This window comes from Rhizobium sp. LjRoot258 (assembly GCF_964254185.1).
GTDB lineage: Bacteria > Pseudomonadota > Alphaproteobacteria > Rhizobiales > Rhizobiaceae > Rhizobium.
The window spans coordinates 940338-952534 of the sequence record NZ_CAXUST020000001.1 but is presented as its reverse complement, the minus strand read 5'-3'; the positions used below and the strand labels follow the sequence as shown (position 1 = coordinate 952534).

Sequence of the window (12197 nt, the reverse complement as noted above, 5' to 3'; positions counted from 1 at the left end):
TGCCATCCGGCTTCGCCGCCGCCCTTGCCTTCGGCCGAGAGTTCCGCCAAAACCCGGCGCATGATCACGATTTCCGATATTTCCGCACGTGTTGCCGGCCGCCTGCTTCTCGATCACGCCAGCGTTTCGTTGCCCGCCGGCGCAAAGGCTGGACTGGTTGGCCGCAACGGTGCGGGCAAGTCCACGCTTTTTCGGGTCATCACCGGCGACTTGGCTTCCGAAAGCGGTTCGATATCGATTCCGAAAAATGCTCGCATCGGTCAGGTGGCGCAGGAAGCACCGGGAACGGAAGACGCGCTGATTGAAATCGTACTGGCAGCCGACAAGGAGCGGTCGGCGTTGCTCGTGGAGGCGGAAAATGCCACAGATCCGCACCGCATCGCCGAAATCCAGATGCGACTGGTCGATATCGACGCGCATTCAGCCGAGGCGCGTGCCGCCAGCATCCTCGCGGGCCTCGGCTTCGATCAGGAAGCGCAGTCGCGACCCGCCTCGTCCTTTTCTGGCGGCTGGCGGATGCGCGTCGCCCTCGCGGCCGTCCTATTCTCCGAGCCCGACCTGCTGCTCCTCGACGAACCGACCAACTATCTCGACCTCGAAGGCACGTTGTGGCTCGAAGACTATGTGCGCTGTTATCCGCATACGGTCATCATCATCAGCCACGACCGGGATCTCCTGAACAACGCCGTCAACTCGATCGTCCACCTCGACCAGAAGAAGCTCACCTTCTATCGCGGCGGCTACGACCAGTTCGAACGGCAGAAGGCCGAAGCCGACGAGTTGCAGACGAAGGCACGGGCGAAGAACGAGGCTGCCCGCAAACACCTGCAGAGCTTCATCGACCGCTTCAAGGCAAAGGCATCCAAGGCGCGCCAGGCGCAGAGCCGCGTTAAGGCGTTGGAGCGCATGGGCACGGTGGCCGCCGTCATCGAGGATCACGTCCAGCCGATCACCTTTCCGGAGCCGGAAAAGCAGCCAGCCTCCCCGATCGTTGCCATCAGCGGCGGCGCGGTCGGCTATGAGCCCGGCAAGCCGATCTTGAGAGGCCTGAACCTGCGCATCGACAACGACGATCGCATCGCACTGCTCGGCTCCAACGGCAACGGCAAATCCACGTTCGCGAAATTCATTTCCGGTCGCCTGTCGGCAGAGGCTGGAGAAGTCAAGCTCGCCCCGAATCTGAAGATCGGTTTCTTCGCGCAGCATCAACTCGAGGATCTGATCCCCGACCACTCACCCGTCGAGCATGTGCGCCGCTTGATGCAGGACGCGCCGGAAGCGAAGGTGCGGGCGCGTGTCGCCCAGATGGGCCTTGCAACCGAAAAGATGTCCACGGCGGCAAAGGATCTCTCCGGTGGCGAGAAGGCCCGCTTGCTGATGGGTCTCGCTGCCTTCCACGCGCCGAATTTGCTGATTCTCGACGAGCCGACGAACCACCTCGACATCGACAGCCGGCGGGCACTCATCGAAGCGCTGAATGACTACGAGGGCGCCGTCATCTTGATCTCACACGATCGCCATCTCATCGAGGCGACGGTCGATCGACTGTGGCTCGTCAACAATGGTACCGTGACGACTTTCGAAGGCGATATGGACGAATATCGCGACCTCGTCGTCGCGTCGGGCAAAAAGAAAGATGAAAAGCCTCAGCTCGCTGAAGAGCTCGCCTCGAAGGCGGACCAGCGCAAGCTGAATGCCGAGAAACGCGCGTCGCTTGCGCCGCTCAAGAAAAAGATCAACGAAATCGAATCCTTGACCGGCAAGCTGGAGAAACTGATTCAGGCGCTTGATGCAGAACTTGCAGATCCGCTGCTCTATGAGAAGGCGCCCGCGAAAGCTGCCGAAAAAGCCAAGCAGCGCGGCGAAGCCGCCGCAAAGCTCGCGGCCGCTGAAGAGCAGTGGCTGGAGCTTTCGTCGGAATACGAAGAAGCCATGGCGGGATAGCCACAGCCGGCGGAAGCTTGTCGGATTAAGCACTATTCGGCAATCTCGGGGCGATCGAAACCGATCGTTAACCATAATCATCAAGGTTGTCTCAACATTCATTACTGATTTGTTGAGCCCCTTTCATGCATCGCTTCGCCTTCCTTTCCAGTCTCGTCTTGAGCATGGCCCTGGCGGGCTGCCAAACCGCCAAGCGGCCCGCGCCTGCGCCAGACACCACGATCAAGACCTCCTCCATCGTCGCACCGGAAGGCAGCCAGATAGCGGAAACGGAAGGTCGTCTACCCCAAATGTCTCACGACACGAGCCCTCATCACCTCGCCGGCAGAACACTGACGGTCGCTTCGATTCATGACCTGCACTTGCAGGACAAGGAGGTCATCCTCAGCTTCGATGACGGCCCCATTCCTGGCCGGACGGACCGCGTGCTCGCGACACTGGACCAGTTCGGCGTCAAGGGCGCTTTCATGATGGTCGGCGAAATGGCGGAACTGCATCCGGAGCTTGCTCGCAAGGTCGCCATGGAAGGCAACGCGATCGGCAGCCACACTTATCGGCACGACAATCTGGCGACGCTGGCCTTCGACATGGCGATGAAAGAGATCACGCGCGGCGAGGCAGCCGTCACCAAGGCGACCGGTGTCGACGTCAACTTTTTTCGCTTTCCATACCTTGCCGACAGCCACAAGCTTCGCGCCGCCGTTGCAATGCGCGACATGGTCGTGATGGATGTGGATGTGGACAGCAAGGACTACCTCAACACATCGCCTGCGGCCATAACCAAGCGGACGATTGGCGTGCTGCACAGGCGCGGCCGCGGCATCATTCTCATGCACGACATCCACAATCGCACCGCGACAATGCTGCCGACGCTTCTTTCAACGCTCGAGGCCGAGGGGTATAAGGTCGTAACGCTGCAGTTCAAGAAGCCGACAGCGCCCGCCGAGATGGCGTCTCTCTGATTGGGCCTATCGACGCTTGCCCGCCGGTTTCTTTCTGTTAAAACAGGCGCAAAATAAATCATACTTTTGAGCGAAACACCGAACGCGAGCCACCAGCATGTCACCAATCAACCTTGCCATCGTCGGCGTCGGCAAGATCGTCCGCGACCAGCACCTTCCCTCGATCGCCAAGAATCCCGACTTCAAGCTCATTGCAACGGCGAGCCGTCACGGCACCGTCGAAGGTATCCAGAGCTTCACCACGATCGATGCGATGCTCGATGCAGTCCCGGCGGTCAATGCCGTTTCCCTCTGCATGCCGCCGCAGTATCGCTACGAAGCCGCCCACAAGGCGCTTTCCGCCGGCAAGCACGTCTTCCTCGAAAAGCCTCCGGGCGCAACGCTGAGCGAAGTGGCCGATCTTGAAAGCCTCGCCGCAAGCAAGGGCGTTTCGCTGTTTGCGAGCTGGCATTCGCGCTATGCAGCGGCCGTCGAAGCCACGAAGTCCTTCCTCGCGTCGACTGCTATCAAAAGCGTCCATGTCATCTGGAAGGAAGACGTTCGCCATTGGCATCCGAACCAGGACTGGATCTGGCAGGCCGGTGGTCTCGGCGTTTTTGACCCAGGCATCAACGCCCTTTCGATCGTCACTCACATTCTGCCGAAAGCAATCTTCCTGACGGGCGCAACGCTCGAATTTCCCGAAAATCGCGACGCACCGATTGCTGCCGATCTGCATTTCAAGAACGCTGACGACGTGCCTGTTCATGCCGAGTTCGACTGGCGACAGACGGGCAAGCAGAGCTGGGACATCCTCGCGGAAACCGAAGCCGGCCATGTGCAGCTTGCTGAAGGCGGATCCAAGCTGTCGATCAATGGCGAACTGAAATACTCGGCGCCGGAAGAGGAATACCCCGCGCTCTACCGTCGCTTCGCCGAAATCGTCAAGGCCGGCAAGTCCGATGTCGACTTGGCGCCGCTTCGCCATGTTGCCGATGCCTTCATGCTCGGCAAGCGCAAATTCGTCGACGCGTTTCACGATTGATAGAAACGTGCCGGACCTCCTAATATTGTGAAGGGCTCACGGTCTGTCACGGAGGTTCGGCATGCGAGACGATGCGTCTTACGGTCTTGGCTTGAAGAACATGACGGTTTCTCTCGCCGAACCCAATACCCTGTGGCGACAAGCCTATGCCAACGAGGCACAAGCCATCCGACAGGCGCTCGGAGACATCGCGATCGATATTCAGCACGTCGGCAGCACCGCCATTCCTGGCATCAAGGCGAAGCCGATCATCGATATGCTTGTCGGTGTCAAGCACTTGGATGACGGTCTGCGCTGCATCGGCGCCATGGAAGCAATCGGCTACGACTATGCCGGCAACGACATCGTTCCTGACGACCATATTTTCGGCCGCGGCATCAAAAATGAATGCCGCACCCATCTGGTCCATGTCGTGGAGTATCGCGGCGACAACTGGAAGCGGATGATTGCTTTTCGCGACGCCCTGCGCGGCGATGCACGGCTCGCACGTGCCTACGAGCAACTGAAGGTTGGCTTGGCCGGCGAGCATGCAGAAAGCCGCGCGCAATATACCAAGGCAAAGCAGGCTTTCATCGATGAGGTCGTGATAGCTTCCGGCCTGGGCCAGTAAGGTTCAAGCCTTCTTCTCCCATCGCCCCTCAGGTGATTGCTGCCAGTATGTCAGGCTGTGCCCCTCGCCTTTCAGCTTCTTCCATTGCGCGCGGGCGCCTTCCAGCTGTGCCTGGTCGTAACCATCGAACATGAAAACGATCCGCTGATAGGTTTCGACCGGAGGTGGCTCTGCGCCATCGACGATAAACCGAACTGTCGCGGCGTTGGCATTTCCTTCGGAAACGGTGAGGAGAATCGGCTGACTTACTGCGAGGTCCCCCTCATCCGTGCCATGCGGCAGGAAGCTATCCTCCCGAAATGTCCACAGATGCTGATCAAGCAAGTCGCGCCGCGCCGCATCCTTCAGCTGTACGGCAACCCGCCAGCCGCGCTCGACGCTTTTTTCGAGCAGCGGCGGAAGGGCGTCCTCCAGCTTGGATTCCGTCAGATGATAGAACAGGACTTCCGTCATGACTCGTAGTTGGCACGCACCAGCTCATCAAGCAGGCGCACACCGTAGCCGGAACCCCAGGACTGATTGATCTCGTCCTGTGGTGAGCCCATTGCTGTTCCCGCGATGTCGAGGTGCGCCCAAGGCGTGTCCTGCACAAATCGTTTCAGGAAATGAGCCGCGGTGATCGAGCCCGCATGGCGGCCGCCGGTGTTCTTCATGTCGGCGAACTTGCTGTCGATCAGCTTGTCATATTCTTTAGCGAGCGGCATGCGCCAGAGCTTCTCGCTCGTCGTCAGCCCAGCCGCAGTCAGCCGCTCAGAGAGCTCGTCATCATTCGAGAACAAACCGGCATGGACGTTGCCGAGCGCAACAAGAATCGCGCCCGTCAACGTTGCCAAATTGATCATGAATTTGGGCTTGAAGCGGTCGTTGCAATACCAGAGCGCATCACAGAGCACGAGCCGGCCCTCGGCATCGGTATTAATGACCTCGATCGTCTGGCCAGACATCGAGGTGACGATGTCGCCGGGGCGCTGGGCGTTTCCGTCGGGCATGTTCTCGACGAGGCCGATGATGCCCACGGCGTTCACGGCCGCCTTGCGCGCCGCGAGGACATGCATCAGGCCAGTGACGGCCGCGGCGCCGCCCATGTCGCCTTTCATTTCCTCCATGCCGGCAGCGGGCTTGATCGAGATGCCACCGGTGTCAAAAACGACGCCCTTGCCAATGAAGGCGATCGGGCTTTCGCCGCTCTTGCCGCCTTTCCACTGCATGACTGCCAGTCGCGGAGGCCTGACGGAGCCTTGCGCCACGCCTAGCAGCGCACCCATACCGAGCTTCTGCATCTCCTTCTCGGTGAGGATTTCCACCTCAACGCCGAGCTTTTCCAGGTCGCTTGCCTTGGCTGCGAACTCCACAGGACCCAGAACATTCGGCGGCTCATTCACGAGATCGCGTGCCAGATTGACCCCTGCGGCGACAGCTTCGGAGACCCTGAAGGCCTCGGCGGCACCGGTCGCATTGGCGACAACGATCGTCACCGCCACCCGTCCATTCCGGCTATTGCCGTCCTCGTCCTTCTTTTTGGTCTTGTAGGTGTCGAAGCTGTAGGCGCGCAATAGCATTCCAAGCGCAAAATCCGCCGCCTCTTTGGCTCCAACGCCGGCACCCGGCGCATCGACGAAGATCACGACCTTTTCGGCCTTCTTGATCTTGGACGCAGCGACACCACCGGCCTTCAGCCAATCGTGAGCGGTCAGTTCCTCCGGCTTGCCGAGACCGACAACAATAAGCCGCTCGGCGGTTGAACCTTCAGGAGCAACGAGATCCAATACGGTCGTCGGCTTGGCGGAGAAGCCGGCGATCTTTGCGGCTCTGGCGATCACGCCAGCGGGGTCAGCGACCTTGGCTCCGGCGGCAAGATCAGCTCCGCCTGCCTGCAGCAGAATCGCGTAGCCACCGACGATATCGGCGGACGTCTCAAATGAAATATCGAACTTGGCTGACATATCTTCTCCAGTGGGATTTTCCTAAATCCGCTCCACCCGATCATTTCGGGTTTCACCCCCGAAGACAAGTCTTCGGCCCGACGATGTGGCTGCTTGACTAGCCGCGAACTCGTTAAAGGGATGTCATCATTGGCGCATATTCCTCTGGTGGAATTGAGTCCACAGGAATTGCATAGTGATTTCGACATTAGGATTATCGAGGGCACGGGCAACTTGGCGTTTCGCTGCATCTAACGACGCTCCCGCCCGTGCATTCATCGGCCTGCTCTGTCTCTGGTGGCTGCTGCTTCTGCTGTTCAATGCCCTTCCCCAGATCGATATCTACGCATCTAAACACTTCTTTGTGCAGGAAGCCTGCAAGGCCACAGGCACTGTTGGCGGAACCTGCGGGTATTTTCCCTACCGGCAAGAAACCTACCTCGGGCTGCTGAGAATTCTCTTTTTTCGGCTGCCGTATCTCATCGCCCTCATGATGGCGTGGAAACTAGCGGTCTGCTATTGGCACTGTGGAGCGACCTTCAATGTCGCACGCGCCCGCACATTCAAGGTCGCTCTCGGCTCGCTGATCATCGGCCCGGTGATCCTGGTGAATTTCCTCCTCAAGGCACACTGGGGTAGACCGCGGCCTTGGCAGACGCTCGATTTCGGCGGCTACCTCGACTTCGTACAGGCAGGCTCCATGGCCGGAAAATGCATGTCGAACTGCTCCTTCGTTTCCGGCGAAGCGGCAGGCGCCGGCTGGGTCTTCTGTCTCATTTTCCTGATACCGCAGCCAGCGCGTTCCGCCCTTGCCCTCCCCCTTGCCGCGGTCTCTTTTCTGGCACCCGCCATGCGGGTTGCTTTCGGCGCGCACTATCTTTCCGACGTGATCCTCGGATGGCTTTCGTCCATTGTCATCTTCGCAGGTCTTCTTGCTCTCACCGATTCGCCACAGGGCAAAAAAAAATCTGAAATTTGAATGAATTTTCGACGCTGGCTTGTCGCAAAAGCGAACCAAAGAGCGTAGATGGATTTCGCTGCATAGCGGCATCGGTTCGCAAATGGCGTTCAAGGGCATGAATGAAACTGCTTGAAACATATATACTCCGGCGTGTTGGCCAGATGTTTCTCGTTGCCCTGTTGCCGGTGCTCGCGATCATTTGGACGACTCAGGTTCTGCAGCGCGTCAATCTGGTAACCGACAGCGGCCAGTCGATGGGGTCGTTTGCCAAGCTGGCAACGCTGATCCTTCCATCGATCATTCCGATCGTGCTGCCGTTCGCAATTGTCATTGGTGTCACGCAGACGCTGACGACGATGAACAACGATTCGGAGCTGACCGTGATCGATGCGGCCGGTGCCAAGCGTGGCATCATCCTGCGCCCGATTCTGATCCTCGCCGCGGTTATCAGCGTCTTTTCCTTTCTGGTGGACAACGTCGTCGAGCCGAAGGCCAAGACCGGCGTTCGCCAGATGGTGGCTGCAGCTTACGCGGATCTGCTCTCCACAGTTATTGAGGAGAAGAACTTCCGCCGCATCGATACCGGTCTTTACGTGCAGATATCGGAGCGGCTGGCAGGGCGTGTGCTTAAGGGCTTGTTCGTCGTCGACGAGCGCGACCCTGCGTTCGAGCTCATCTACTACGCACGTGAAGGCGCCGTTGACGAGAAGGGCACGTCACTCATCATGCATGATGGCGAGGTTCACCGCAAAACGCAGACCGGCGAAGTCTCTGTCATTCGCTTCGATTCCTACTCCTTCGACCTGTCCGATCTGACGCAGAACCGCGGTCAGGCAACGCTTCGTGCATCCGACCGCGAGCTTCCGTTTTTGCTCAATCCGGATCCGAACGATAAGGACTACATCGCCAAGCCCGGCAGTTATCGTGCCGAGTTGCACCGCCGTCTGACGGATTGGGTTCTGCCCATGGTGTTTGCGCTGATTTCGCTGGCGATTGCCGGTGATGCGCGCTCCCATCGCGAAGCGCGGCTGCATCCGATGGTGGCGGCGCTCATCTTTGCATTCGCGATTCGTTGGGCGTCATTCTACGCCGCCAATCAGATCGACACTGATCCAGAATATATTGGTGTCCTCTATGCGATTCCGTTGATCGCCAGCCTCCTCGCAATCGCGTCTCTGTCGCATCACAAGCGTCTGTCGGTCGTGTCCGCAATGACCGACCACATCGCCGCATCTTGGCAAAGACTGTTGCGACGCTTCGGGCGGTCGGCAGGTCCCTCCGCGGGAGGTAGCGCATGATCTTCGGGACGCTCGGCCGCTATTTCTTCCGTCGTTATCTGCTGACCACAATGTGGTTCTTTCTCGGCGTGATCGGCATCGTCTACCTCGTGGATTTCAGCGAGACGGCTGGCCGCCTCTCCGGTCTTCCCGGCTACACCGTGACAGGCGGCCTCGTGATGACGGCCGTGCGCCTGCCGCTCATTATGCAACAGACCGTTCCCTTCATTGCCCTCTTTGTGGGCATGACGGTTCTGATCGGCCTCAACAGAAAATACGAACTGGTCGTGACGCGCGCTGCCGGCATCTCGGTTTGGCAGTTTATGTCGCCCTTCCTTGCCGGCGCCTTTTTGCTCGGCGTCCTAGTCATGACTGTCCTCAATCCGCTGGCAGCATGGGGCCAACGTCAGGCCGCCATCGTCGAGAGCAACTGGCGCGGAGAAGGCTCGGCGCCGAATGCCGCGCCGCAGGTTCCGTGGCTTCGCCAGATCAGCAGCGGGGACGATGCGATCATAGGAGCGCATACGGTTCTGGAGAACGGCACGCTGCTTATGGATGCGGTATTCGTGCATTTCGATTCGACCGATCACATCATCCTGAGACAGGACGCCGCGTCGGCAAAATTGGAAGATGGTTACTGGCTTCTTAAGAATGTTGTCGAGCGCCGTCCAGGCGAAGTCGCGGCACGCAAGGATGAGGTGCGAGTCCGCACCAATTTGAAACAGGATTTCGTCCAGCAGAGGCTGACAGCCCCTGAAACCATTGGATTTTTTGATCTTTCGAGCCGAATTGACGCAGCGAAATCCTTTGGGATTCCGACCAAGGCTCTCGAGACGCAATTTCATTCATTGTTGTCCCAGCCACTGCTGCTTGTTGCCATGACTCTCATTGCTGCAACAGTGTCTCTAAAATTTAGCCGGTTCAACCAATCGAGGTCGGTGATTCTGGGTGGAATCCTGTCAGGCTTCGTGCTTTATGTGGTCACCGTGCTTGTAAAAGCATTCGGAAGCAGTGGGGTTGTCCCGCCTTTCGTGGCGACGTGGATTCCGGTCACCGTTGCCTTGGCTTTGGGTGCAACAATTCTGCTTCATCAGGAGGATGGCTAGTGGCGGCAGGCGACCGCAAGACTCTTAGTAAACAGTTGGTTGCCCTGTTCGTAGGCGCGGCTCTGTCTACCTATTTCAACGGCCTTCCTGCTGCTTTCGCACAGGATGCCATGCAAAATTTGAAGCCGAACGTGTCTGGCGACCAGAAGCTGATTCTGTCGGCAAACGAGCTCGTCTACAACAAGGACGCGCAGATCGTTTCGGCCATTGGCGGCGTGCAGATCAACTACGCCGGCTACAAGATGGTGTCGCAGCGCGTCGAGTATAATCAGCAGACCGGGCGCCTGATGGCGCTTGGCAACGTCGAGCTCGTTGGCCCCGACGGCAATCGCATGTACGCCGACAAGCTTGACGTCACCGACGACTTTGGAAACGGCTTCGTAAACGCGCTCAGAATCGAAACCGCCGACAATACGCGCCTGGTTGCCGAAACCGGTGAGCGTGTTGGCGGCACGCAAATGATCCTGAACAAGGGCGTCTATACTGCGTGTTTGCCTTGCGCCGAGAAACCGGAACGACCTCCCTTCTGGCAGGTCAAGGCTGAACGGGTCATCCAGGACGGCGTCAAGCATACGATTCGCCTCGAAAAGGCGCGCTTTGAGCTTCTTGGTCATCCGCTTGCCTACGTACCGTGGATCGAAGTTCCCGACAACACCGTGAAGCGGAAGTCCGGCTTCCTGTTTCCGAGTTTTGTCACCGCTCAAAATCTCGGCTTCGGCCTGTCCGTCCCGTATTACTACGTTATTTCGCCGAGCAGCGACCTAACGGTCACGGGCACAGGTTATACGACGCAAGGCTTTCTGCTCGACGCAGAATATCGTCAGAGATTTGAAAACGGCACGCACACGTTGCGGATGGCTGGTATCAATCAGCTCAGCCCGGAGACCTTCACGGCCGGCACGAGTGATGCCGAAAATGACTTCCGCGGCGTCGTAGCGTCGAAGGGAGATTTTCAGATCAACCCTCGCTGGGCGTTCGGCTGGGACGTCATGGCGCAGAGCGACAACAACTTCGCTCGCACCTATAGCCTAAAAGGACTGGACTACTCGACAAAGACAAACCAGGTCTACCTGACCGGTCTCGGCAAGCGGAATTACTTCGATCTGCGCTCGTTCTATTTCGACGTGCAGAACGCCGATCCAAACGACGTCGCCGAGAAGCAGCAGGCAATCGTCTATCCGGTGATGGACTATCACTTCGTGGCGCCGCAGCCGCTCGCCGGAGGCGAACTCTCTGCCGATGTCAACTTTACGAACCTGTCGCGCACTCACGACGACTTCTACAGCGTCGCAGGATTCGACCGGTTCCGTGGTCTTGACGGCCAAACGTCCCGTCTGACGGGCGAACTGGAATGGAAGCGGACGTTTGTGACGCCTGAGGGTTTCCTGATCACGCCGTTGCTCGCTGCGCGCGGTGATGCCTTGGCGTTGAACATGACACCGCCGCCGACCTCTGGCACGTTTGTCTATGACGGCAACTACGACGACAGCAATGCGGCGACGCGTTCGATGTTTACCGCCGGGTTGGAAATGCGCTATCCCATCCTTGGCACGACGGCAAACAGTACGCACCTGTTCGAACCCATCGTTCAAATCTATGCGCGGCCCGACGAACGCCTTGCCGGCGGTCTTCCGAACGAGGATGCGCAGAGCTTTGTGTTCGACGCGACCAATCTTTTCGACCGTGACAAGTTTTCCGGTTACGACCGCATCGAGGGTGGCACGCGCGCCAACGTCGGCTTCCAGTACACTGGGACGTTCGACAATGGTTACAAGCTGCATGGCATATTCGGCCAGTCCTACCAGCTCGGCGGCCAGAATTCCTTCGATACAGCGGATCTGGTGAATGTCGGCGCGGACTCTGGTCTGGAGACTGACGTGTCCGACTTCGTCGGTCTCGGCGGCATTGAAACGCCGCAGGGCCTCGCTCTCGCAGCCTCCTATCGGCTTGACGAGAAGAACCTGGGTTTCCGTCGCGGCGATTTGACAGCCGGCTTCCAGAACGACAACCTCCAAACCCAGCTGATCTACACGCATGTCGCAGCGCAGCCGGCCTATGGCTTTGCGGAGGACAACGATGAGATCCAGGCCAAGGGAACTGTTAAGTTCAAGGATTATTGGTCGGTATTTGGCGGCGTAGCTTGGGATCTTCAGGACAACAGCATCGTCCGGAAAACATTCGGTCTGACCTATGAGGACGAGTGCACGATCTTTACGATCGCATATAGCGAAAAGCGTGATACCAGTGCCGAAACCGCCAGCGACTGGAGTATTGGCGCCAGGTTGACCTTCCGCACGCTGGGCGACATCAACCTCGGCGGCGCGGTGGATACCAACACGACCATCTACCAGAATTGATGGAGAGTTCAGTAGTACGGCGGAAGAAAGGGCC

10 protein-coding genes are annotated in these 12197 nt (G+C 58.6%); 8 read left to right on the top strand and 2 right to left on the bottom strand.

All coding sequences use genetic code 11. The annotated features are described in order from the left end of the window. Positions 1-60: 60 nt before the first annotated feature. From ACSQ9D_RS04670 to ACSQ9D_RS04655, 4 genes are all read left to right on the top strand, one after another. Positions 61-1944, top strand: a complete 1884-nt coding sequence (locus tag ACSQ9D_RS04670; RefSeq protein WP_436281344.1) for an ATP-binding cassette domain-containing protein — start codon at positions 61-63, stop codon at positions 1942-1944. Between the two features lie 125 nt (positions 1945-2069). Next, positions 2070-2906: a polysaccharide deacetylase family protein gene (locus tag ACSQ9D_RS04665; RefSeq protein WP_436281343.1), complete on the top strand. Its 837-nt coding sequence runs from the start codon at positions 2070-2072 to the stop codon at positions 2904-2906. 97 nt (positions 2907-3003) lie between these two features. Further along, complete coding sequence (locus ACSQ9D_RS04660) at positions 3004-3930, top strand: Gfo/Idh/MocA family protein (protein WP_436281342.1); 927 nt, start codon at positions 3004-3006, stop codon at positions 3928-3930. 61 nt (positions 3931-3991) lie between these two features. Next, complete coding sequence (locus ACSQ9D_RS04655) at positions 3992-4540, top strand: GrpB family protein (protein ID WP_436281341.1); 549 nt, start codon at positions 3992-3994, stop codon at positions 4538-4540. Between the two features lie 3 nt (positions 4541-4543). Here ACSQ9D_RS04655 and ACSQ9D_RS04650 read toward each other — a convergent pair whose 3' ends face one another. Next, positions 4544-4993 carry a DNA polymerase III subunit chi gene (locus ACSQ9D_RS04650; protein WP_436281340.1) on the bottom strand — a complete coding sequence of 150 codons (450 nt, stop codon included), beginning with the start codon at positions 4991-4993 and terminating at the stop codon, positions 4544-4546. Next, entirely contained in the window at positions 4990-6483 is a 1494-nt protein-coding gene (locus ACSQ9D_RS04645) for a leucyl aminopeptidase (RefSeq protein ID WP_436281339.1), read from the bottom strand. The genes ACSQ9D_RS04650 and ACSQ9D_RS04645 overlap by 4 nt, the downstream gene beginning before the upstream one ends. Positions 6484-6739: 256 nt before the next feature. Here ACSQ9D_RS04645 and ACSQ9D_RS04640 point away from each other — a divergent pair, with 256 nt between their 5' ends. The 4 genes from ACSQ9D_RS04640 (at position 6740) to ACSQ9D_RS04625 (ending at position 12163) form a co-directional block, all read left to right on the top strand. Then, positions 6740-7441 (top strand): phosphatase PAP2 family protein, encoded by a 702-nt coding sequence (locus ACSQ9D_RS04640; protein WP_436283764.1) that lies wholly within the window; start codon positions 6740-6742, stop codon positions 7439-7441. 101 nt (positions 7442-7542) lie between these two features. Continuing rightward, entirely contained in the window at positions 7543-8721 is a 1179-nt protein-coding gene (lptF, locus tag ACSQ9D_RS04635) for an LPS export ABC transporter permease LptF (RefSeq protein WP_436281338.1), read from the top strand. Next, positions 8718-9806, top strand: a complete 1089-nt coding sequence (gene lptG / locus ACSQ9D_RS04630) for an LPS export ABC transporter permease LptG (protein ID WP_436281337.1) — start codon at positions 8718-8720, stop codon at positions 9804-9806. The genes lptF and lptG overlap by 4 nt, the downstream gene beginning before the upstream one ends. After that, positions 9806-12163, top strand: a complete 2358-nt coding sequence (locus ACSQ9D_RS04625; RefSeq protein WP_436281336.1) for an LPS-assembly protein LptD — start codon at positions 9806-9808, stop codon at positions 12161-12163. The genes lptG and ACSQ9D_RS04625 overlap by 1 nt, the downstream gene beginning before the upstream one ends. Positions 12164-12197: the final 34 nt, after the last annotated feature.

Bases quoted from the DNA above. Each gene is read 5' to 3' on its own strand.
- ACSQ9D_RS04670 (WP_436281344.1), top strand. From the start codon at position 61: ATGATCACGATTTCCGATATTTCCGCACGTGTTGCCGGCCGCCTGCTT.
- ACSQ9D_RS04665 (WP_436281343.1), top strand. From the start codon at position 2,070: ATGCATCGCTTCGCCTTCCTTTCCAGTCTCGTCTTGAGCATGGCCCTG.
- ACSQ9D_RS04660 (WP_436281342.1), top strand. From the start codon at position 3,004: ATGTCACCAATCAACCTTGCCATCGTCGGCGTCGGCAAGATCGTCCGC.
- ACSQ9D_RS04655 (WP_436281341.1), top strand. From the start codon at position 3,992: ATGCGAGACGATGCGTCTTACGGTCTTGGCTTGAAGAACATGACGGTT.
- ACSQ9D_RS04650 (WP_436281340.1), bottom strand. From the start codon at position 4,993: ATGACGGAAGTCCTGTTCTATCATCTGACGGAATCCAAGCTGGAGGAC.
- ACSQ9D_RS04645 (WP_436281339.1), bottom strand. From the start codon at position 6,483: ATGTCAGCCAAGTTCGATATTTCATTTGAGACGTCCGCCGATATCGTC.
- lptF (WP_436281338.1), top strand. From the start codon at position 7,543: ATGAAACTGCTTGAAACATATATACTCCGGCGTGTTGGCCAGATGTTT.
- lptG (WP_436281337.1), top strand. From the start codon at position 8,718: ATGATCTTCGGGACGCTCGGCCGCTATTTCTTCCGTCGTTATCTGCTG.